The following is a 20842-nucleotide window of genomic DNA, read 5'->3' as shown; positions in this document are numbered from 1 at the left end:
GCTCGAACGCGGGGTGGCCGGCTACGCCGGGCGCTCGAGAAAGACCGTAAACCGAGCCCCGCCGAGCGGCGAGTCGCCGACCTCGAGACGGCCGCCGTAGCTCTCGGCGATCCGCGCCGCGAGGTAGGTCCCGAGTCCCGTTCCGCCGCTGTCGGTCGCCGCCTCACCTCGCTCGAGAATCCGGGTTCGCCGATCGCCCGGAATCCCGTCGCCGTCGTCGTCGACTGCGACCGCGATCATCCCGTCGTCGTCGACCACGGAGAGACGGACGACCGACCCGTTCGAGTGGACCAGCGCGTTCTCGAGGAGGTTCGCGAACAGTTCGGTGAGCAACGGCCCGCCGACGACTCGCGTCTCGGCGTCGACCGCGGCCTCGACGTGGAACTCCCGTTGCTCCGCGAGGTCCGCGTGACGGTCGACGCTCGCGGTGACGACGGTCGAAAGTTCCACCGGACGGTGTGTCTCCGCGTCGTTCAGCCGGCGCAGCGTGCGAACGTTCTCGACGAGATCCATCGCCTCTTTGACCCCGTTGTGGGCGTAAGACAGGTACTCTCGCTGGCTGTCGTCGAGGTCGGACTCCGACAACAACTCGAGGTAGCCGTCGGTGATCGTGAGCTTGTTTCCGAGGTCGTGACGCAACAGCGAGTGGAGAAACGTCGCCCACTCCTCGGCTTCCGTGCGTTCGCTGATGTCCGTCGCAACGCAGACGATACCGTCGACCGTCCCCCCCTCCCCGCGGAGGACCGACGCCGACAGGCTCGTCGGAAGCTCCTCGCCGTCGGCGGTCACCAGGTAGCTCTCGAGGTCGGTGACGCGGCCCTCCCGCAACAGAAGTTCGAAGAGCGTCCCCGAGGTGAGCATCGTCGAGAGGTCGGTGTTGCAGTCGCCCTCGGCGAGGACGTAATCGATCGGCTTCCCCACGAGGTCGTCCCGGCTGTAGCCGAGTAGGTCCTCGGCCGCCGCGTTGACCATCCGAATCTCGCCGTCGGGGCCGAGTTTCAACAGCACGTCGGCCATCGTGTTCATCACGTTCTCGAGGTCGGTCGTCCGCTGGCGAATCCGTTCGGCGAGTTCGCGCCGTGAGAGAATCGTCAGCCCGTCACCGTCGTCGAACCCAGATTCGTCCATCTACCAGCCTGCTACCGGCGGACAGTAAATAACAACAGTGGCCGAATCCGGTGGGCACAGTTGCACGTGACTACCGCAGCCTTATACCCGCCCCCACAGTTGCACGTGACTACCGCAGCCTTATACCCGCCCCTATCGAATCATCGGGCATGAACGTCGTGCCGGATACGAGCGTGGTCATCGACGGCCGCGTCGCGGCTGCGATCGAAGACGGGCAGTTCGAGGGAGCGACGGTTTCGGTTCCCGAAGCGGTCGTCGCAGAGCTCGAAGCACAGGCCAACGACGGCCACGACAGCGGCTGGGACGGCCTCTCGGAGCTCAAGCGGCTCGCGGACCTCGCCGACGAGGGCGCCATCTCCCTCGAGTACGTCGGCGAGCGTCCCGACGCCATCGAGCGCGGTCACGCCGCCGAAGGCGAGATCGACGCCCTCATTCGGGATGTGGCGGAGGAGCTCGGGGCCACGTTCCTCACGAGCGACATCGTCCAGGCGGAGGTCGCCCAGGCGAAGGGTCTCGACGTCGAGTACGTCTCACCGGAGGTTCGGGAGGTTGGCGCGCTCGCGCTCGAGGACTACTTCGACGAGCTGACGATGAGCGTCCACCTGAAGACGGACACGGTCCCGATGGCCAAGCGGGGCGAACTCGGCGATATGCGCTACGAGGAAATCGCCGAGGAGCCCCTCTCCGAGGCGGAGGTCGACGAACTGGCTCGCGAGGTCGTCGACGGCGCCAAGGAGGCCACGGGCGGCTTCATCGAACTCTCCGAGCCCGGGATGAAGATCGTCCAGTTCAGAGATTACCGGATCGCCATCGCGCGACCCCCCTTCTCGGACGGGATCGAGATCACCGCCGTCAGGCCGATCGCCCAGACCGACATGGAGGACTACGAGCACGCCGACGAACTCAAAGAGCGGCTGCTCGAGCGCCAGCGCGGCGTCCTGATTTCGGGCTCGCCAGGGGCGGGGAAGTCGACCTTCGCCCAGGCGGTCGCGCGCTACCTGAACGACCACGAGTACGCCGTCAAGACGATGGAGAAACCGCGAGACCTCCAGGTCGGGCCGGAGATCACCCAGTACACGGAGCTGGGCGGCCAGATGGAGAAAACCGCGGACGCACTGTTGATGGTCCGCCCCGATTACACCATCTACGACGAGGTCAGAAAGACCGACGACTTCGAGGTGTTCGCCGACATGCGCCTGGCCGGCGTCGGCATGATCGGCGTCGTCCACGCGACCCGTCCGATCGACGCCCTCCAGCGGCTGGTCGGTCGCGTCGAACTCGGGATGATCCCCCAGGTGGTCGACACCGTCATCTACATCGACGCCGGGGAGGTGGCGAAGGTCTACGACGTGAAAACGGAGGTCAAGGTGCCCGCGGGGCTCACCGAGGAAGACCTGGCCCGGCCGGTGATCCAGGTCACCGAGTTCGAAACCGGCGTGCCCGAGTACGAGATCTACACGTTCAACCGCCAGGTCGTCACCGTCCCGCTGAAAGACGAGGAGGGCGGTCCCGGAAGCGAGTCCGGCGTCGACCGCATCGCCAAGACCGAGATCGAACGCGAGATCCGCTCGATCGCCCACGGCTACGTCGACGTCGAACTCAAAAGCCAGAACCGCGCGGTGGTTTACGTCGACGAGGACGACATCTCGAGCGTGATCGGCAAGGGCGGGGGCCGGATCACCGACGTCGAGAACCGCCTGGGGATCGACATCGACGTCCGCACCCACGACGAGAACCCACACCACGGGACGAGCGGCGGCGCCTCGGCCCAGTCGGGCGGCGGCCAGCCGACGGGCCAGGTCGTCACCCCGGAGATCACCTCGCGACACATCGTGATCCCCCTCGACAGCCACCACGGCGAAACCGTCGAGGTGCAGGCGGCGGGCGACTACCTCTTTACGGCCACCGTGAGCCGCGGAGGAGAGATTCAGGTTTCGAGAGGGAGTGCCATCGCCGACGAGCTAGAGCGAGCGATCGACCGAAAGGACACGGTGACGGTCGTCCCCTCCTGAGAAGACGTCCCGTGAGAGAGGCGGCGAAACCGCCCCAGAAACGCGAACAGCGGCCCCTGAACGAACCCGGGGAGGTCAGCGAGCCACCGTCTGGTGCAGGTTCGGTGACGGGTGGTGAGCGAAGCGGACTCGAGCGGAACAGTGCGCCTTCAAGGTCCGAGCCTCGAGTCGAACCGACCGTCGACAGGCGCGGGTCGGGACTAGTTTTCTGTCGCCGAGGCGCCGAACATGTCGGTGTTTCGCCACCAGAACAACCCCCACGAGAGGAGAAAGCCGGCGACCATCGCGATCATGTCGGTGACGATCGACGGCAAGTCGGCGTCGGCGACGGCCAGCAGCGCCATCGAGGCGCCGAGAATCGCCCCGAGGAGGACGAACGTTACGTCGGCCGCGATGTGCTGGCGCGACCGCTCCCAGTACTCCTGGCGGTCCTCGTCGTACCAGAACCCGATGTAGATGAGAACGGGCGACATTGCGGCGATGATCGTCACGACCTGATACGCATCCGGTAGTCCCAGCGGAAACAGTACGAGCCAGTTGAGCAGGTTCGCAACGATCGAGGCGAGGACCAGTCCGATCAGCAACCAGCCCCAGCGAGGAATCGACTCCGTGTCCATACGGCGACTCGAGGTCCGCAAAAAATAACTGTGCCGTTCTCTTCGTCACTCCGCACAGCAGGCGTCCTTGCTCGCTGACTCCTCGACGCCGCTGCCGTCCGCCGTCATCGGTTCCTCGATCCGGTACAGACTCTGTCTCGCGTCCGCAAAGTAGATGTTCTCGTCAACGATCCCGATCTCGCCGAGGCGTTCGAGGGCGTACCGAACCGTTCGGGCCGACAGCATCGACTCCTCGACGATCTGTTTCTGTGTGAGCGGACCGTCGTACTCGAGCACTTTGAATACGAGTTTCGCGCTCGGTGGCAGGTCCGAAATCTCCTCCCCATCAGTCTCTACCATGTTACGAATCGAAAATCCCCAGCAGTATAAAAGTTGAGCCTTACGAGCCGACATGCGGGCAATAAGATCCACGCAAAAATGAGCAGAATATTGGCCTTACAGACCCCATACAGGAAGACCAGGGCACGTATTGACCAGTCAGTCAGACAGCCGCTCTCGCTCGAAATTGGCGGATCCAAACGATGAAACGAGAGCGCCGCAAGCCGGGTGGCCGATCAGATTTTCTCCCAGGCGTTGGGATCGTCCGGATCGGGGAGCGTCTCCGGGGACTCGTCGTCCGATCCGGCGTCGGCCGTCGAACCGCCGTCGCCCGGTCCGTCAGACTGCCCGCCGATCTCGATCGACGGCCAGGCCGTCTCCTCCCAGGCCCCGCGCTCGCTGAAGTAGTACACCACCTCGTCGTTGACGACCGCGAATAGCCCGCGTCGGCGGTCGTGAACGACTCGTTCACCCGAATCGATCGCGACGTCGACGACGTCCTCCAGGCTATCGAGTTCGACCTGATGGTCGCCGATCCACATCGGTATCGTGCCGTTCGAGATCCACTCCGCATACCGCCGTTTGTGGACCGACTGCCGTGCCTGCTCGGGGTCGACGTCCGACCGGCCGTGGACGGCCGCCGCCGCGCCGAACGCGGAAACCGCGACGACCAGCAGGAGCGCAATGGTCGAAACGTCCGGACCCTCAGTCACCTCAGTGTGGACGGTTTCGGTGTGCGACTGCGAGTCGGCGAGGGCCTGATCCTCGAGCCAGTAGGCCTCGCCGGTCGTCTCGAGCGGCGTCGTCGCGGCGAGTTCGCCGTCGTACTCGTCGCTTTCGTACTCGACGAGCAACGCGAGCGAGAGGTCGACCGAGCCGACGCCGTCGAGGTCGCGCTCGACGTCGTGTTTGCGCTCGATGACCGATTCGACGTCGACGTCCATCTCGGCGGTCGCCGTCCCGCCTTCGACCGCCACCTGCTGACGGTCGACTGTCGCCGCTTCCTCCCAGAACACCTCGCCGCCCCGGGTCGCCTCGAGGCGAACCTCGAGTTCGTGGGTGACGGTCGCGTTCTCGGCGGGGACGGTCGTCTCCGGGGAGACGGTCAGGACGGGCGTATCGTTCAACAGGTAGACGGCGTTGTCCTCGAGTTCGGTTCCCTCCTCCCAGAGACCGTCCTGGACGACGATCGCGCTCGTCTGCGTCTCCGTGGTTACCTCGTCGCCGACCTCCTCCGGAACGGTCGTCGTCTCGGGCGTCGCGGCGACCCACCCGGCACCGACGACTGCGAGGACGCCGATCGCGACCAGGACGATCAACACCGTCCGGCCGTGGTTCGCGAGCAGCAAGTCGAGACGCGAGCTCTCGATCACGAGCGAACCACGCTCCGGCAGTCGAATCCGCCCACCGCCCCGTCCCGTCGAGGTCGGTGCCGGCCCCCATCGTTCCACACGTCGCTTGCGAGTCCGCTCATCAGTTTCGCTAAGACAATACGTTTATCAATCATAACAGTACTGGTTGATTCCGCCATCATGGGCGCCACTGCCGCAGTTTTCGCTCGAGTCGCGTCGACCACGGGACGTGAGAGCCAGTGTGTCGAAGCCGGAGGTCACCCGTTCCGAAAAGGGTAGCGAGAACGCCAGTAACGATGCCGACCAGCACCCCGTTCACCGCACCGATCGCGACCAACGGGTGCAGTCCGTGTAGCCACGAGAGCACCGACGGCGGTAACACGAGCAGATACCGCGACTCCTCGACGTGACGAACCGTCTCCCCGCTCGAGTCCGGTGCTGAAAGCGTCACCGCCGCCGCCCCCGTCCCGCGACTGGCGACGGTGACGTGGCTCGGATCGACCGCGACGCCACCGCTGGCCGGCTCGAGGACCGCGACGACCGGGACGAAGCCGGCGTTGTCGATGGCGTGCTCGAGTTCGGTCGTTTCGCCGGGGGCGACGACCTGGGGGTCGTCCGTGGGACTGTCCGTGGCGACGAGTTCGTACTCGTAGACGCCCGCGGGAACGACCATCGCCGCGGTCGCGAGCGTCACGAGGACGAGCAGGACGGCGACGAGCGCGGTGCGAAAGGCGAGTACGTTCCGCCTCGAGGTCGGCCTGCGCGGGTGGCGCGACGCCCCTCCCGACCGATCCAGCAGCGCGCCGATACCGAGCAGCGCGACGCCGACGCCGACCAGCAGCGCTCCCAGGTTGTCGCCCTCGAGGGCGGTCGTCATTCCGGCTGCAGTCGAAACCGAGCCGACGGCCGTTTCGACACCGCCCTGGACGCCCATAAGCGCCGTTCCGAGGTGCGGGATCGTCACGACCTCGCCGTTTACCTGCAACGCGATAGCGACGATCTGGCCGTCCGTTACCGGTGGCTCGCCGCCGTCCTGATCGGTGAACGGGTTCGCGTCGCCGTGCGTGACGTACCCCTCGTCGGTTTCACCGACGATGCGATGGGTCGTGAGCCCGCCGTCGTGGAGTTCCTGTGCGTCGAAGACGACGACGTCACCCTCGCCGACGTCGCCGGCGACGGCGCTCGGAACCGCGATGAAGCCGTCGCCGGCGTCCATCGTCGGCTCCATGCTCCCCGTGGCGACGTAGCCGAGCAGAATCGGCTGACCGAGGAGTTGGCCCAGCAGCAACGAGAGGATTACGACCGCGAGGAGGACAGCACCCGCTCGCTCGAGTATCGTGCGGGTCGTCATCCGGAAGTCCCCGTCTCAGTCATCGATGCTGGTTCCCCTGCAGTTCGATCCGACCCGTCGACCGTGAATCGGTCGATCTCGAGCCGAGTACCCCACCCACGGGACCGTTTCGTCCGTTCTGGGTCGCCAACCAGTCTAAATCTTGTGGCCGTTCTCGCCGCCATCCGCGCGGACTCGTCGCCAGCAGGATCACCGCCGGCGGGCGACACCCACGGCGAACAGCAGCGTGAGCATCGCCGGCGGCGCGACCGCCACTGCTGTCGAACTCATCAGTTCGCGGCTCCCGGCCGACAGCAGCGGGTCGCTGACCCGTACTTCCCCGGCCTCGAGCCCGCTGATCGCCACCTGGTACGTTCCTTCCCCCGCGAGCGGGCGCTCGAGGATCACCGTCCGCTCCTCGCCCGGCTCGAGCGAGAGCGCCTGCGTCTCGAGGACCACCCCGCCGATCGAGAGCTCCACGAGGACCTCCCCCGGCTCGTCGCCGTGGTTCTCGAACGTCGCCGTCGCCACGACCGACTCGCCGGGGCGGATGGTCTCGGACTCGAGAGCCGCGTCCTCGACCGTGACGTTCGCGCCGTCGGTCGGCTCCGCCACCGTCACCGTCTCGGTGTGATTGCCGATCCCCACCTCGTAGCTGCCCGCGAAGTCCATCTGCCGCTCGAAAGTGACGCGCTCGGTTTCGCCGGGGCCGACCACCACAGCCATTCGGTCGACCACCACGCCGTCGACGGTGAGTTCGGGCCGCGCCGTCGCGGTCCGCTCGCCGGTGTTCTCGTAGGTCGCGGTCACCGAGAGAGTGCCGCCGGCCTCGAGTTCTGTGTCGGAGAAGTCGACCGAAACGGGCTCGAGAGTCACTTTCTCCTTCACTCGGTCGTCGTCGCGCTCGTCATCAGCGTACTCGACCGTGAACGTGATCTCCTCGCGCGCGTCTGAGACGAGGTGGGTGTCGACCGCGACCCCGATCGAGATCGGTTCGCCGGGGGTGGGCTCGAGCGGGCTCGAGCCGTCTACTGGCGTTCCGGATTCGTCGTAGAGGGTGAGGCCGGGGACGTCGTGTGAGAGCCAGATCCGTTCGATACTGTCGCCGGTCGCGGTGACCGTGAACACGTCGTCCGCCGTGGTTACGGCGTCGTCGTTGAGGCGGTCGAGTTTGAGCTCGAGGTCGCCGTTTTCGGTGGTGGCGTACTCGCCGTTGGGGCCGGAATGGGGCTCGAGGACCACCGCGTCGTCGTACACCTCGTTCTCGGCGACAGCCGTCGCTAAAAGAACCGGCGCGGACAGCGTACAGAGGACAATACCGACGGCGAGCGCGGCCCTCGAAATTATCCTTTTCGATTGTGCAGATAGCACTGCTGATTGATCAGAAACGCCCAAGTCTAATGCGAGCGATCGGCAGCTCACGGCGAGTTCGTATTGTTCCGGACTCCTACGACTCCTCGACCGCGGTCGCTTCGATGACTACGTACTCGGGAAAGTTCTCGTCGTTGTCACGGAGATCGAACCCAATGGTGACGTCCAGGGTACCGCTGTTGCCGGAAATCGGCGTCTCCCCCCCGTCGAATTCGAAGTACATCGGCTCCGGAGCGTCGACTAAGTCGGTTCCTTGGTCGTCTTCGATCGCGATATCGACCGAGTTTGTGCCGTCGTTCGTGATCGTGAGAGCGTCCTCGAACCTTGTCACGGCGTTCTTGTTGAGCTGACTCGTCTCGAATTGAATCTGGTCGCCGTTACTCCCTTGGAGTTCACCGCTGATCTGGAGGCCAAGTAGTGCATTGCCGTCACCGGTCGTCTCAATGTCGACGTCTCTTTGAGCTTCTACGCTACTAAACGCACCCGTCCCGAGCGCAGCTCCGCCGCCAGCGACGATCGTTCCCAGTCCGAGCAACACATTGCGTCTGTTCATTCTCATTGGTATGGTCTCCGTACGATCCACGCCGGCAACCGTATGCGATGGTTACCGGGTGTCTCTTACTCGAGTAAAAGAACGTCACCCCCTTTGTATTATGTTGCCAGAACGTCTGAACGGTCGGCCATACCGTCGTTCAAGCCCGCCCTGAACGCCTCGATGAACGGTCCGACCCGTCAAGAAACGCCTGAAACACCGTCTATCGTGTCATGAGACACCACACGGCGGCGATAAAGATTATGTATCACCGATTCGTATTCTCTTTCAGGACTATCTCTCGAATGGCAACGACAAGCGAGAGCCGATCGCGGCGGGGGGAAATTTTTGATCTTCTCAGTAACCACCGTCGCCGGTACGCGATTCACTACTGCAAGCGCGAGGACGAGGCCGTGACGCTGGGGGATCTGGCCGAACACGTCGCCGCGTGGGAGCTCGACAAAGAGGTTCAGGAGTTGACCTCCGCGGAGCGCAAGCGCGTGTACACTTCTTTGCAGCAGACACATCTGCCGACGCTCGAGCGTGCGGGGATGGTGGTTTTCGACAACCGGACGATCGAGTTGACGGAAGATGCGGACGAGCTTGAGGTCTATCTAGACGTGGTTCCGGGGGATTCGATTCCGTGGGGTGTGTACTACCTCGGACTTTCTGCTCTTGGGTTCGTTGTAATAGGAGGGCTTTGGATCAGTTGGATCCCTGTAAAAACGGTCCCAGAGTTGGGATGGATGGGTATCGTTGTTACGCTGTTTGCAGTATCAGCAGTAATCCACGTAGTACAGAACCGGCAGATGCGTCTTGGAAAGATGGAACAGCCCCCATAGTTGATGTCAAGGAAAATAACAAGTATTGCAATTGCACTGGTTTTGTTTGGAGTAGTTATACTGTTAGGCCCGACATTTGGATTTTCCACCGTAGCAAGCGACCGCGGAGTGTCTGTTTCTGTTGCCGAAAACGATCAAGCATTTGTGGCTCTAGTAGAGCAGGATTTTGATGAATTACCGAATAATGAATTTGTCGAAGTGGCAACTATAGAAAATAACTTGGATCAGGATTTGGAAGTCGAGTATACGATTTCGGTAAACGATAGAGCAGAAGTTAGCTTTGGAGGTGATCAAGGAGTATCAGTCAGTGGAGACATTGTCATAAGTGATGCAGAAAGTATCGAAGTAGATTGCGGCCCAGGAAATAACGATATAGTAATATTGACTGTGAATATTGAGCATGCTTCAGATAGTTATGTGACGATCGAAAATGCTGAAATGACGCTCATTTTTGATTGTGAAGATGGAGGAACGACCGAGCCAGGAAGTTCAAGTAGTTTTGAACAGTTTGAGGCAGAGGCAAGCGGGAATATCCAAGAGATAGAAACTACGTTCGAAACCACAGGGACATATGACATAAATATTAACATAATGGATGAAGATGAAGCATCCGTTGGGTCACAATCTTTTGAAGCGGTACCGGCAGGAAATACGAGAACTGAAATTATAGACGTCGATAATACGAGACCAGTCACTGTTGAAGTCATCGTTCGTGAGTCCGATGGCTCTGAAAGAGAGACCTGCAAAGGAAATCTAGAAGGTAACAAGGACAGAATCAGCATTGCAAACGGTAGTTTGGACTGTAGTTGATACGTTCTCCGGCTTCTACGAATCCCATAGAAGGTCGAATAAGATTCAGAAAAAGTATAGAGCCGTATCTGTCTTCAAATGAACGTCGATCTCCACTCTTCTAAGTTAGCTCAATCAATGCGAACCCCTTTTGCCCACTCATAACAGACACCCGACTATGGCGACCAATACGATCAGCGACCGACACGAGCACGTCCGCTCGATCGGCGTGACCGCGCTCGCCGCCCTCCTCGGGGTCGGCACCGCGTTCGTCTCCTCGATGCTGACCGCGGACGCGGCGACGTTCGACGCGGCCGCTCGAGAGACGACCGCCTACCTGATCGTCTTCGCAGTGATCGCCCTCGAGATTCTCGTCATCAAGAACTCGGGGCTGTACACCGAAGACGAGTTCGGCATCAAGCACTACCTGTTTCTGACGTTCATGACCTTCTCGCTGTGGTTCGTGACGTGGGGAATCTTGCTCACCTCCCAGGCGGGGGCGTAACCGATGGCGGACGACAGCATCGCCGTCGTGGATCTGGACCGCTGCCAGCCCGACCGGTGTAACTACGAGTGCAAGAACTACTGCCCGCCGAATCGAACGGGCAAGGAGTGTATCACCCTCCGCGGCGAGGAGACCGCGGAGGGCCAGCCCGATCAGGTGCGGATCTCCGAGGAGATCTGTCTGGGCGAAACCTGCGGGATCTGCGTCGAGAAGTGTCCCTTCGACGCCATCGAGATCATCAACCTCCCCCAGGAACTCACCGAGGACCCCGCCCACCGCTACGGCGAGAACGCGTTCTCGCTGTACGGACTGCCGGCCCCCCAGGAGGGGAAAGTGACGGGTATCCTCGGACCGAACGGGATCGGGAAGACCACCGCGGTTCGCATCCTGGCCGGTGAACTCGAGCCCAACCTCGGCCGCTTTGCGGACCCGCCGGGGTGGGACGCAGTCGAGGAGGCCTACCGCGGCACCGAGATACAGAACTACATCTCCGACGTGCGCGAGGGGGCCGTGACGGTCGCCAGAAAGCCCCAGTACGTCGACCAGATTCCCGAGCAGTTCGACGGCAACACCCGCGAACTGCTCGAGCGGACGAACGAACGCGGCGCGCTCGAGTCGCTGGTCGAGCGGCTCTCGATCGGTCCCGTGATGGACCAGGAGATCGACAACCTCTCCGGCGGGGAGCTCCAGCGGGTCGCCCTCGCTGCCACCCTCGCCCGTGACACGGACTTCTACTTCCTGGACGAGATTACCCCCTATCTGGACATCGGCCAGCGAGTCACGGCGGCCCGGCTGATCCGCGATCTCGCCGAAGAGCAGGGGAAGTCGATGCTGGTCGTCGAACACGACCTGGCGGTGCTTGACTTACTCGCCGACACCCTCCACGTCGCCTACGGAGAACCCGGCGCCTACGGTGTCATCACGGCCCCCAAGTCCGTCCGTAACGGCATCAACGAGTACCTCAAGGGCTACCTCGAGAACGAGAACATGCGGATCCGGCCGAACCCGATCCAGTTCGAAGAGCACGCCCCGCGGGCGGTCGACCGCGGCGAAACGCTCGTCGAGTACCCCGACCTCACCAAGAGCTACGGCGACGGCGAGTTCAGCCTCGAAATCGAGGGCGGCGAGATCCGCAAGAACGAGGTGCTGGGTATCGTCGGCCCCAACGGGATCGGGAAGTCCACCTTCGCGAGGCTGCTGACCGGCGATCTCGAACCGGATGCTGGAGACGCCGATCTGGACCTCGAGATTTCGTACAAACCCCAGTACGTCACCATCGACCAGCAGATGCGCGTCGACGCCTTCCTCGCGTCGATCACGGACCAGTTCGGCTCTTCGTACTGGAACACCGAGATTGCGGGGCCGCTCCAGTTAGAGCGCATCATGGAGCAGAACCTCTCCGACCTCTCCGGTGGGGAGCGCCAGCGGGTCGCCATCGCGGCCTGCCTCTCCGATTCGGCGGATCTCTACTTGCTCGACGAGCCGTCGGCCCACCTGGACGTCGAACAGCGGGTGCAGGCCACCCGCGCCATCCGCCGCTACGCCGAACAGCAGGACGCGACGGTGCTCGTGATCGACCACGACATCTACATGATCGACCTGCTGGCCGACCGACTCATGGTGTTCGACGGCGAGCCTGCAGTCCACGGTCGTGCAGGCACACCCCAGTCGATGCGCGACGGGATGAACGACTTCCTCTCGAACCTCGAGATCACGTTCCGGCGGGACGAGCGGACCTCCCGTCCACGGATCAACAAGCCCGACTCCCAACTCGACAGCGAGCAGAAGCGCGAGGGCGAGTACTACTACGCGCCGTAGCGAACCGTTCTGTCACTCGGCTGTAACCATCTTCTTGAGGGAGACGCCCATCACTAGTCGTGAATGTATGGACTGGGCTCGTCCTCACCGGGGTGACGTTCGATGACGATCACCTTCGGCGTCGCGGATGACGGATCGGGTCTCGAGGTAGTCGACCCGATAGAGCGCCGCCGCTGTCGCGTTCGGACCGGAACTCCCGTGGATCCGACACCGGCGTCGGCGTCGGCGTTCGCCGCACCCGTCGACCGTGCAAGTCGCGTCTCCGTGGACGAACTCGTGTTCGAGGGAATCACCACCGCTCGAGTTCGGGACGCGAACGGAGCGGTCGTGGCCACCGTCCGGCACGAGGCGGCGCTGGAGCTACCGGATGCGACCCGAACGGTCGAGCTGAGCGCGCCGATGAAGCTATACGTGCGCTCGAGCGGCGGGGGTCAGCTGGTCGCGGAGTCCGATCGGCTACGTCTCGAGTTCGACGAGCGCACCGAGGTCGCACTCGGCGCGCGCTCGTATCACACCCGGCCGGCGACGACGATCACGACGACGCGCGATCTCGACGACGTTCTCGTCGCGCTGTCGGCGCTCGGCTCCGCGCTGAAGACGACGACGTGCGAGCGGTCGTTTCCGACGCTGCGCGGCCACCCGCCGGCGATCGAACTCGGTGACCAGCTGTCCGTTCCGGCCGACGCGACGGCGCCTGACACCGGTGTCAGAATCGCCGTTCCGCCGACGCTCTCGGCCGCGTACGCCGCTGCGCCACTCGCGTACTATCTGGGTGCGACCCTCGAGACGGCCGCGTCTCCGCGGATCGATACCGATCGGGGGGTCGTTCGCGATCTCCCCGCGGACCCGGGCCGCGCGTTCGAGCGGGCGATCGAACGGACGTTAAAGCAGGTGTTCGTCATGGACTGTCTGACCCGCTCGGAGGGGCCACACCAACTCGCGCTGGCCGAGCGGCGAGCCGTCGAGGCCGACATCGATCTGGACTTCGGGGCGCTGTACGACCGGCCGCTTTCCCGACAACTCGAGGCGTACCTCTCCGTTCCGTACGAACGGGTCGAACACGTCGTTCCGCGCTGGCAACACACCACCTTCGTCGAACCGACGGCCGAGCGGATCGTGGCGCTCCCGTACGTCGTCAACGATCTCAGCCTCGTTCGCGCGCACTGGGGGCCGTCCGGCGACGCGCCGAGCGGATCGGAGAGTGCTCGAGCGACGGCGGCGGAGTTGGGGGGCGACACGGCTCCACCGCCGCTGTTCGAGCTTCCGACGACGACGTCACTCGAGCGAACGTGGTTCGGCGAGGGGATCCCGGTCGGCGCGACGAAGGGGTTCGTCGGCGCGTACCGCAACCGGCTCTCCGCCGGATCGGACGGCCCGATCGAGGTCGCCGTGGTGTGCAACGACCGCGCCGTCGACCGGTCGATGGATGAAGAGGCGGCGGTCACGAGCAGCGCGTACGACGCGCACGCCGACGTCCCCTTCGAGGTAACCGTGTACGCCGATACCTCGATGGCGGCGCTTCACGCGGTGCTGGAGTCGGATCTCGACTTCCTTCACTACGTGGGCCACGTCGACGAGGAGGGGTTCCGGTGTCGCGACGGAGCGCTCGACGCGACCGCCCTCGAGACGGTCGGCGTGGACGCGTTTCTGTTGAACGCGTGTCGGTCCTACGAACAGGGACGGGCACTGATCGACGCGGGGAGCGTCGGGGGCGTCGTCACTATCGACGAAGTCGTCGACAGCAGCGCGATGCGGATGGGGTACTCGATGGCGCGCCTGCTGGAACTCGGGTTTCCGCTCCGAGCGGCGCTCGCGATCGCCCGCCGCGACTGTCTGATCGGCGCCCGGTACGTCGTCGTCGGCGACGGAACGGCGGACGTCTTCCAGGAGCAAAGTGGCCTTCCGACGCTCTGTTCAGTTCGTCGGGACGGCGACCGGTACGAGGTCTCGATTCGGACGTATCTCCCTCGAGAGGGCGGAATGGGGACCACCGCCCATCCGTTCGTCGAAGACGCCGACGAGCACTACCTCGCCCCGGGAACGATACTAACGGTCCAGTTGTCGGAGCCCGAACTCGTGACGCTTCTCGAGCGCTACCGGACGGCGCTTCGGCTCGACGGGCGACTCGTCTGGGAACCTGACGCGCTCGCCTGAACGGTCGCGGGTGCGACGGACGCCGTCACGGCCCGTGATACGCGGAGGCCATTCCGGCCGCCGCCGTTCCCGCCGTCAACAGCAACAACACCGCGGCGAACAGAACGCCGCTCGCTCTCGGGTGCGATGCCAGATACGTGGTTATCGTTCGCGCGGTCATAATTGTAGTGTCACGTTCGAGAGATGTTCGCCGTCGGGGGGTCGCTACCACGGACGGCGAGCCGTCGAACGACCCAGACGTCACAGCGGCGGCCCTTTGACATCCACACCCTACGCGAGAGTAAGCCGTGAGTACCGCAGGAGAGACACCGAACGGAAGCAGCGACGCAGGGACGTGACACGCAGACCAACTATCGTTCGGGACAGTTCACCTCACGAGATATACTTTTATTACCATTGTCGGCGATTACCGAAAGAGATCATTATCGATCGAACGATCATATTATGACAGGGGAACTCCGATGAGCAGGGACGTGCTCTCGCCCGAGAGCGGCCGACGGACCGCTCTCGTCCACGCGCTTCGATCACAAACGAACCGATCGACGTGTCTCGAGTCGCTGTTTGGTTGCGGTACTGTAGGGGACCCGCTTCTCGTCGTCTCGCACGATCGGCCCGCCGAACGGTTCGTCGACGACTGGGTCGGCGCTGTCGGCCCGTGGCCGGCGGACGCGACGCTCGTCGTCGTCGGCGAAACTACGCGGTCGACGGCGACCGTCGCACCGGGTTCGAAACGGTGTCACTCGGTCGGCCCGTCCGTTCACGCCGTCGAGCAGCGAGACGACCTGTCGTCGCTCTCCGCCGTTCTCGACACCATCCTCGAGGAGCGGCACCACGACGACTCGGGAGGATCGCCCGTCGTGTACGTCGACTCACTCTGTGAACTCCGCTCGTCTACGGACCTCGAGGCGGCGGTCGGCTTCGTTCGCGGCCTCCGAGAGCGACTCCGCACAGCGGGGGCAACCGGCTACTTCGTTCTCGACGACGACGCCGACGAGTTGACGATCGCGTCGTTCGCCTCGGCGCTCGATCACGTTATCGGCGTGGACAGCGACGGACAAACGACCGTTCCCACGCTACCCGGTGTCAGGCGCGTCTCCGAAGGTTCGATCACGATCGACCGCCCTCTCGACGAGGTGTTTGCCGTCCTCAGTTCCTCCCGCCGACGACAGGTGCTTGCCGACCTGGAACGGGCGTCAGGACCGGTTGCCGTCGCCGATCTCGCGTTCGACGTCGCCGCCCGAGAGGCAGCGTCGGGGGACCCGTCGTCGAAGCTTCTGGCGCAAGTCCACGCGGATCTCCATCATGTCCAGATTCCCAGACTCGAGGACCACGGCTTCGTCGCGGTCCGCCGCGGGGAGAGAACGGTAGAACCGTTGGCGGCTATCGACGACCTCTCGCCGTTTCTCGCGGTGGCGGCCGACCTCGAGAGCGGGAAGTGAGCGGCGCTGCCGTCGGTGCGCGCGAAGGCAGGGGTGAGCCGACACGCGGACGGATGAGCCGACATGCGGACGTGTTCGTCGCGGCGAGACATCTCGATTCACTCCGTCGTGTGAGCCAGCGCGAGGAGTCCGCCGACCACCAGACTCAGTCCCGGTAGCGCGAAACCGAACGCGGTCGCCGAAACCGCCGGATCGCCGGCGGCCCCGACGGCCGCGCCGACGACCGCGGCGATCGAACCAAGGAGGACCGCGCCGACGGCGATCGGCCGAACGGACTCCCTCGAAAGCCCCGACGAGGACTCGTCGACCCGCTCGAGCGGGTCGACCAGGCGCCACTCGGGGGCGCGGTCGTCCTCGAGGCGAAGGGAGTCGCTCAGCGACGCGAGCATCGCGTTTCCGGCGGTTCGAACGGAGAGCGACCACCAGTCCCGCGATCGCTCGGCCTCCTCGCCGATGTCGGTGCGAACGAGGTAGATGGGCTCATCGACCAGGTGGCCGATCGAGGCGGCCTCGTAGCCGACGTCCTCGACGATCCGTGCGAGCAGGAACTCCTCGGACCACGGAATCGGCTTCTCGAGGTCGAACGCTTCCCGCTCGCCGTGTGGCAGTTCGACCGTGAGCCGAACCGTCGTCGCGTCGAGGGACTCGAGATCCGTGACCCGGCCCTCGACGTACCCTTCGGGCGTCGTCCGGAGGTGGACCCGACCGAGTTCGTCGCCGAGTCGCTCGGCAGGGTCGTCGGCTGGCTCGAGTGAGCCCCCGCTCCGGTCGGCGTCGCCGCGGCGCTCGTCGGTTCGTTGCCAGCGGCGGGGCCTCGACTCCTCGCGTTCGATCTCGATTTCGATATCGCCGGCGTCGTCGTCCCGGTCGGTCACGGAACCACCGCCGGGCGCCACCGGCGCGAGCGAGGGCGTCGCTGCTGGCCGACTGCTCGTGGTCGACTGGTAGCTGTCCGGGTCACGTCCGGTCGTCTGGAGGTACGGTGTCCCGGCATTAAGTGGTTGCCGCCGCCGCGGACAAGGCGACGGCGGGGGGACGCACTGAAACGGTCTCGAGCGCTCAACTCACGTGACGCTGGCAGCTCCCACAGAGGTTCTCCTCTTTGATGTCGACCTCGCGAACCGTCGGCGAGAAGTTCATCACGCAGCGCTGGTTGTCGCAGTGCTCTAGGCCGTAGGTGTGGCCGATCTCGTGGACGATTTCCTTGCGCACGCGGTCCTCGAAGATGTCCGCGGCGCTCTTGTTCGAGAACCCCCCATCGGAGGAGGTCTGGAGCCGATAGGTCGAAACGACGCTGCCGCTGCCGTCGAGGTACGCGAGTCCGAACACGTAGTTTCGCCGGCGGTAGAACAGATCGTGAGGGGTGATCGCGATGTTCTTGTCGCCTCGGCCGACGCGCTCTGCGAGCTGGATGAACGTCTCGGCGCAGTACTGGTTGCGCCCGGAATCGTACGCACCGCTGGGGATCGACTGTGAGTCGTTGACGACGACGTCACAGTCGTACACCGATCGCAACGCGGCGGAGCCCGCCCGCTTGACCTCTGCGGGGACGTTGCCGACCGGTACGATATCGACGAGCATAGCAACCTCTATGCCGGCCCCCGGCATAAACGTCCCGCCGTGGGGCACTCTCGTCGGACACTCGAGGCAATCTGTGATTATCTGGAGGGGTACGAACGGGTCGTCGAGATCGGTATCGGACGACGGCCCGAGGTCGCGGCGGCGCTGACGAAACGCGGGGTTTCCGTCACCGCAACAGACGTTCACCCCCGCGACGTTCCCGATGGAGTCCGGTTCGTCGTCGACGACGTTGTCGAACCGGCCCTCGAGCACTACGAGGGCGCCGACGCCCTCTTCGCACGGAACCTTCCGCCGGAGCTTCACCGGCCGGCGCTCGAGGTCGCCGGACGCGTCGACGCCGACTTCCTGTTTACCACCCTCGGCGGAGATCAACCGGCGGTGCCGGTTCGCCGCGAAACCCTTCCGGGGGAGACGCTGTACGTCGCCGCGCCGTGAGCGCCGGCCGGGAGCCGCGCCGTCACCATCCCGCGAGAGAACCCGGCGGACTTTACTCCCGGTGGTACCGTATCCCGCGTATGAACGTCGACGCCGTAGTTCTCGACATCGACGGAGTGCTCGTGGACGTCGCCGACTCCTACCGGCGTGCGATCCTCGAGTCCGTCGAGCGCTTGCACGACCGGACGATCCGCCGCGAAGACATCCAGCGGTTCAAAGACGCAGGCGGGTTCAACAACGACTGGGAGCTCACTTACGCCGCCGCCCTCTACGTGCTCGCAACGGGCGAGGGCTACCGCGGCTCGATCGAGCTGTTCACGGACGAGATCGCCGCGAAAGGCGGCGGGCTCGAGGCCGCCCAGGCCGTCGTCCGCGAGGAACTCGGCGCCCAGGCGCTCCAGCGGATTCGTAACCGATGGGATCGCGAGGCGCTCCGGGACGTCTTCCAGCAGTTGTACCTCGGCGCCGACCTCTACCGCGGGCTCGAGGGCGGCGAGCCCGACCTCGAGACGCGGGGATTCATCCACGACGAGCCGGTGATCCTCGAGGCCGAAACCGTCGAGCGACTCACCGAGAACTACGACGTGGGCGTGCTGACCGGACGCCCGGAGCCGGAGGCGGAGATCGCCCTCGAGCGGGTCGGCCTCGGCGACGCGATCGCCGTCGAGCACCGCTTCACGATGGACGACTGGGAAGAGGGGAAGCCACACCCGCGGGCGCTCACGACCCTCGCCGAGCGGTTCGGCGCGGAGACCGTCGCGTTCGTCGGCGACACGCTGGACGACGTGCGAACGGCGGTCAACGCGGCGGAAGCAGACCCGGACCGCGAGTACCGCGGGATCGGCGTGCTGACGGGCGGACTAACCGGCGAGGAGGGGCGTCGAAAGTACGACGCCGAAGGAGCCGCGGCGGTCCTCGAGTCGGTGAACGACCTGCCGGCACTGCTCGCGAAGTAGCGGAGGTTTCGACGGTGAGGGCGATACCGGCCACCCGGCGAGTGCGCCCGCCCGTTTTTTAGTCGCCATCGGTGTAGCTCGCTATCACGACACATGCGCGACGAATTCACCCGAAGCGGTGACGACCTGCCGGGCGAGCCGACGTCGCCGTGGCTCGCGACGACGCCCGACGCGGGCTACCCCGCACTCGAGGAGACGCTCGGCGTCGACGTCGCCGTCGTGGGCGCGGGGATCGCCGGCCTCTCGACGGCGATCCAGTTGCGCGAGCGCGGAAAAACGGTGGCCGTCCTCGAGCGCGACCGGGTCGCCGCAGGCGTTACCGGGAAGACGACGGCGAAGCTGACGAGCCAGCACGGGCTGTGTTACGACCACCTGCGACGGGAGTTCGGCGTCCGGGAAGCGCAGTGGTACGCCGAGGTGAACGAGGCCTCGATCGACGAAGTCGAGCGGCGAATCGAGGATCTGGAGATCGATTGCGGGTTCGAGCGCCAGCCCTCCTACCTCTACAGCGACAGCCCCGACGAGATCGAACGCGAGGCCGACGCGGCACAGCGGGCGGGCCTCGAGGCCTCGCTCGTTCGCTCCGTCCCCCCGTTCGAGCGAGCGAGCGCGGCCGTCCGGTTCGACGACCAGGCCTGGTTTCACCCCCGAAAGTACCTGCTCGCCGTTGCGGAGGAACTGTACGAGGACGAGGGGGCGCGAATCTACGAACACACGCGAGTCACCGACGTTTCCGGCGGGACACCCTGTCGCGTGCGGACCGAAGACGGCGGGGTGCAGGCGGATCACGTCGTGCTCGCGACCGGCTTTCCGATCCTCGATCGGGCGGGTTACTTCACCCGGATGTACCCGAAACGCTCCTACGTCCTGGGGGTTCGTCTCGACGGCGACCCGCCGGAGGGGATGTACTACCGCCCGGGCGATCCCTACCGCTCGGTGCGAACCCACCGCGACGAGAACGGTACCCTCCTCCTGGTCGGCGGCGAGAACCACAAGACAGGACAGGGCGGCTCGACGAAGGAGCGCTACCGCCGGCTCGCCCGCTGGGCGCGCGAGCGCTTTCCCGTCGCCTCGATCGACTACCGGTGGTCGACCCAGGACTACCGGACGGCCGACAGGGTGCCCTTCGTCGGCCGCGCCGGCCCCGGCGCCGAGAACGTCTACGTCGCCACCGGCTTTCGGGGCTGGGGGATGACCAACGGCACCGCAGCGGGCCGGCTGCTCGCCGATAAAATCGCCGGCACCGACCGCCCGGAACTCGAGCTGTTCGACCCGCTGCGGTTCACGCCGAAGACCTCGTTCTCGAAGACCGTCACCGAGAACGCCGACGCCGCGAGCCAGTTCGCCACAGACTGGCTTCGGACTCTGCTGGGACCGGACCTCGAGTCGCTCGACCCCGGCGAGGGGCGGGTGTTCCGCGAGGGCACCCACCCCATCGCGGCCGCCCGCGACGACGACGGCGACCTCCACACGGTGTCGGCGGTCTGTACCCACACCTACTGTCTGGTCGACTGGAACGACGCCGAGTGCACCTGGGACTGTCCCTGTCACGGCTCGCGGTTCGACCCCGACGGGACGCTGCTCGAGGGGCCGGCGACCGAGGACCTCCCGCGACGAGAGTGAGCAGAGTCATACGGACTACTGTACGTCATTTCCGGCGCGG

The 20842-nt window shown here is 64.8% G+C and carries 20 protein-coding genes; 10 read left to right on the top strand and 10 right to left on the bottom strand.

All coding sequences use genetic code 11. The features are described from left to right. Nucleotides 1-21 precede the first annotated feature (21 nt). Entirely contained in the window at nucleotides 22-1128 is a 1107-nt protein-coding gene (locus tag AC6I6S_RS10195; protein ID WP_497949902.1) for a PAS domain-containing sensor histidine kinase, read from the bottom strand. A gap of 149 nt (nucleotides 1129-1277) precedes the next feature. On the opposite strand from AC6I6S_RS10195, the gene AC6I6S_RS10190 reads away from it, so the two are divergent. Next, the gene (locus tag AC6I6S_RS10190) at nucleotides 1278-3140 is read left to right on the top strand and encodes a PINc/VapC family ATPase (protein ID WP_497949901.1); all 1863 of its coding nucleotides are present in this window, start codon (nucleotides 1278-1280) and stop codon (nucleotides 3138-3140) included. Nucleotides 3141-3340: 200 nt separating this feature from the next. Here AC6I6S_RS10190 and AC6I6S_RS10185 read toward each other — a convergent pair whose 3' ends face one another. The 6 genes from AC6I6S_RS10185 to AC6I6S_RS10160 form a co-directional block, all read right to left on the bottom strand. Continuing rightward, nucleotides 3341-3757 carry a hypothetical protein gene (locus AC6I6S_RS10185; RefSeq protein ID WP_497949900.1) on the bottom strand — a complete coding sequence of 139 codons (417 nt, stop codon included), beginning with the start codon at nucleotides 3755-3757 and terminating at the stop codon, nucleotides 3341-3343. A gap of 45 nt (nucleotides 3758-3802) precedes the next feature. Then, nucleotides 3803-4096, bottom strand: a complete 294-nt coding sequence (locus AC6I6S_RS10180; protein WP_497949898.1) for a winged helix-turn-helix transcriptional regulator — start codon at nucleotides 4094-4096, stop codon at nucleotides 3803-3805. A 215-nt stretch (nucleotides 4097-4311) separates the two neighbouring features. Then, complete coding sequence (locus tag AC6I6S_RS10175) at nucleotides 4312-5448, bottom strand: DUF5305 domain-containing protein (protein WP_497949897.1); 1137 nt, start codon at nucleotides 5446-5448, stop codon at nucleotides 4312-4314. Between the two features lie 157 nt (nucleotides 5449-5605). After that, nucleotides 5606-6778 (bottom strand): signal peptidase I, encoded by a 1173-nt coding sequence (locus AC6I6S_RS10170; RefSeq protein ID WP_497949895.1) that lies wholly within the window; start codon nucleotides 6776-6778, stop codon nucleotides 5606-5608. 189 nt (nucleotides 6779-6967) lie between these two features. Then, complete coding sequence (locus AC6I6S_RS10165) at nucleotides 6968-8014, bottom strand: COG1361 family protein (RefSeq protein WP_497949894.1); 1047 nt, start codon at nucleotides 8012-8014, stop codon at nucleotides 6968-6970. Nucleotides 8015-8204: 190 nt separating this feature from the next. After that, nucleotides 8205-8711, bottom strand: a complete 507-nt coding sequence (locus AC6I6S_RS10160; RefSeq protein ID WP_497949893.1) for a hypothetical protein — start codon at nucleotides 8709-8711, stop codon at nucleotides 8205-8207. Between the two features lie 254 nt (nucleotides 8712-8965). On the opposite strand from AC6I6S_RS10160, the gene AC6I6S_RS10155 reads away from it, so the two are divergent. From AC6I6S_RS10155 to AC6I6S_RS10135, 5 genes are all read left to right on the top strand, one after another. Next, nucleotides 8966-9502, top strand: coding sequence for a DUF7344 domain-containing protein (locus AC6I6S_RS10155; RefSeq protein WP_497949891.1), 537 nt, complete (start codon nucleotides 8966-8968; stop codon nucleotides 9500-9502). 3 nt (nucleotides 9503-9505) lie between these two features. Then, the gene (locus AC6I6S_RS10150; RefSeq protein WP_497949890.1) at nucleotides 9506-10312 is read left to right on the top strand and encodes a hypothetical protein; all 807 of its coding nucleotides are present in this window, start codon (nucleotides 9506-9508) and stop codon (nucleotides 10310-10312) included. 157 nt (nucleotides 10313-10469) lie between these two features. Then, entirely contained in the window at nucleotides 10470-10796 is a 327-nt protein-coding gene (locus AC6I6S_RS10145) for an EMC6-like membrane protein (protein ID WP_497949889.1), read from the top strand. Between the two features lie 3 nt (nucleotides 10797-10799). Further along, nucleotides 10800-12614 (top strand): ribosome biogenesis/translation initiation ATPase RLI, encoded by a 1815-nt coding sequence (locus AC6I6S_RS10140; RefSeq protein ID WP_497949887.1) that lies wholly within the window; start codon nucleotides 10800-10802, stop codon nucleotides 12612-12614. 102 nt (nucleotides 12615-12716) lie between these two features. After that, entirely contained in the window at nucleotides 12717-14768 is a 2052-nt protein-coding gene (locus tag AC6I6S_RS10135) for a hypothetical protein (protein ID WP_497949886.1), read from the top strand. 25 nt (nucleotides 14769-14793) lie between these two features. Here AC6I6S_RS10135 and AC6I6S_RS10130 read toward each other — a convergent pair whose 3' ends face one another. Beyond that, nucleotides 14794-14928, bottom strand: coding sequence for a DUF7503 family protein (locus tag AC6I6S_RS10130; RefSeq protein ID WP_497949885.1), 135 nt, complete (start codon nucleotides 14926-14928; stop codon nucleotides 14794-14796). Nucleotides 14929-15229: 301 nt separating this feature from the next. Here AC6I6S_RS10130 and AC6I6S_RS10125 point away from each other — a divergent pair, with 301 nt between their 5' ends. Next, nucleotides 15230-16207: a DUF7504 family protein gene (locus AC6I6S_RS10125; RefSeq protein ID WP_497949883.1), complete on the top strand. Its 978-nt coding sequence runs from the start codon at nucleotides 15230-15232 to the stop codon at nucleotides 16205-16207. A gap of 98 nt (nucleotides 16208-16305) precedes the next feature. On the opposite strand, the gene AC6I6S_RS10120 is transcribed toward AC6I6S_RS10125, so the two are convergent. Continuing rightward, on the bottom strand, nucleotides 16306-17082 hold the full coding sequence (locus AC6I6S_RS10120; RefSeq protein ID WP_497949882.1) for a hypothetical protein: 777 nt from the start codon (nucleotides 17080-17082) through the stop codon (nucleotides 16306-16308). A 184-nt stretch (nucleotides 17083-17266) separates the two neighbouring features. Beyond that, nucleotides 17267-17788: an archaemetzincin family Zn-dependent metalloprotease gene (locus AC6I6S_RS10115; protein ID WP_497949881.1), complete on the bottom strand. Its 522-nt coding sequence runs from the start codon at nucleotides 17786-17788 to the stop codon at nucleotides 17267-17269. A gap of 39 nt (nucleotides 17789-17827) precedes the next feature. Here AC6I6S_RS10115 and AC6I6S_RS10110 point away from each other — a divergent pair, with 39 nt between their 5' ends. From AC6I6S_RS10110 to AC6I6S_RS10100, 3 genes are all read left to right on the top strand, one after another. Next, a complete protein-coding gene (locus AC6I6S_RS10110) occupies nucleotides 17828-18223 on the top strand; it encodes a UPF0146 family protein (protein ID WP_497949880.1) in 396 nt (131 codons plus the stop codon). 80 nt (nucleotides 18224-18303) lie between these two features. Then, nucleotides 18304-19179 (top strand): TIGR01548 family HAD-type hydrolase, encoded by an 876-nt coding sequence (locus AC6I6S_RS10105; protein WP_497949878.1) that lies wholly within the window; start codon nucleotides 18304-18306, stop codon nucleotides 19177-19179. A 93-nt stretch (nucleotides 19180-19272) separates the two neighbouring features. Continuing rightward, nucleotides 19273-20802: an FAD-dependent oxidoreductase gene (locus AC6I6S_RS10100; protein WP_497949877.1), complete on the top strand. Its 1530-nt coding sequence runs from the start codon at nucleotides 19273-19275 to the stop codon at nucleotides 20800-20802. The last annotated feature ends 40 nt before the right edge of the window (nucleotides 20803-20842 follow it).

The sequence above is a fragment of the Natrononativus sp. DTA114 genome (genome assembly GCF_059736515.1).
Note: the sequence above shows the minus strand (reverse complement) of the source record. Positions and strands in the feature narration are given on the sequence as shown.

Coding starts and splice junctions, on each gene's coding strand:
- AC6I6S_RS10195 (WP_497949902.1), bottom strand. CDS start 1,128: ATGGACGAATCTGGGTTCGACGACGGTGACGGGCTGACGATTCTCTCA.
- AC6I6S_RS10190 (WP_497949901.1), top strand. CDS start 1,278: ATGAACGTCGTGCCGGATACGAGCGTGGTCATCGACGGCCGCGTCGCG.
- AC6I6S_RS10185 (WP_497949900.1), bottom strand. CDS start 3,757: ATGGACACGGAGTCGATTCCTCGCTGGGGCTGGTTGCTGATCGGACTG.
- AC6I6S_RS10180 (WP_497949898.1), bottom strand. CDS start 4,096: ATGGTAGAGACTGATGGGGAGGAGATTTCGGACCTGCCACCGAGCGCG.
- AC6I6S_RS10170 (WP_497949895.1), bottom strand. CDS start 6,778: ATGACGACCCGCACGATACTCGAGCGAGCGGGTGCTGTCCTCCTCGCG.
- AC6I6S_RS10155 (WP_497949891.1), top strand. CDS start 8,966: ATGGCAACGACAAGCGAGAGCCGATCGCGGCGGGGGGAAATTTTTGAT.
- AC6I6S_RS10150 (WP_497949890.1), top strand. CDS start 9,506: ATGTCAAGGAAAATAACAAGTATTGCAATTGCACTGGTTTTGTTTGGA.
- AC6I6S_RS10145 (WP_497949889.1), top strand. CDS start 10,470: ATGGCGACCAATACGATCAGCGACCGACACGAGCACGTCCGCTCGATC.
- AC6I6S_RS10140 (WP_497949887.1), top strand. CDS start 10,800: ATGGCGGACGACAGCATCGCCGTCGTGGATCTGGACCGCTGCCAGCCC.
- AC6I6S_RS10135 (WP_497949886.1), top strand. CDS start 12,717: ATGACGATCACCTTCGGCGTCGCGGATGACGGATCGGGTCTCGAGGTA.
- AC6I6S_RS10130 (WP_497949885.1), bottom strand. CDS start 14,928: ATGACCGCGCGAACGATAACCACGTATCTGGCATCGCACCCGAGAGCG.
- AC6I6S_RS10125 (WP_497949883.1), top strand. CDS start 15,230: ATGAGCAGGGACGTGCTCTCGCCCGAGAGCGGCCGACGGACCGCTCTC.
- AC6I6S_RS10115 (WP_497949881.1), bottom strand. CDS start 17,788: ATGCTCGTCGATATCGTACCGGTCGGCAACGTCCCCGCAGAGGTCAAG.
- AC6I6S_RS10105 (WP_497949878.1), top strand. CDS start 18,304: ATGAACGTCGACGCCGTAGTTCTCGACATCGACGGAGTGCTCGTGGAC.
- AC6I6S_RS10100 (WP_497949877.1), top strand. CDS start 19,273: ATGCGCGACGAATTCACCCGAAGCGGTGACGACCTGCCGGGCGAGCCG.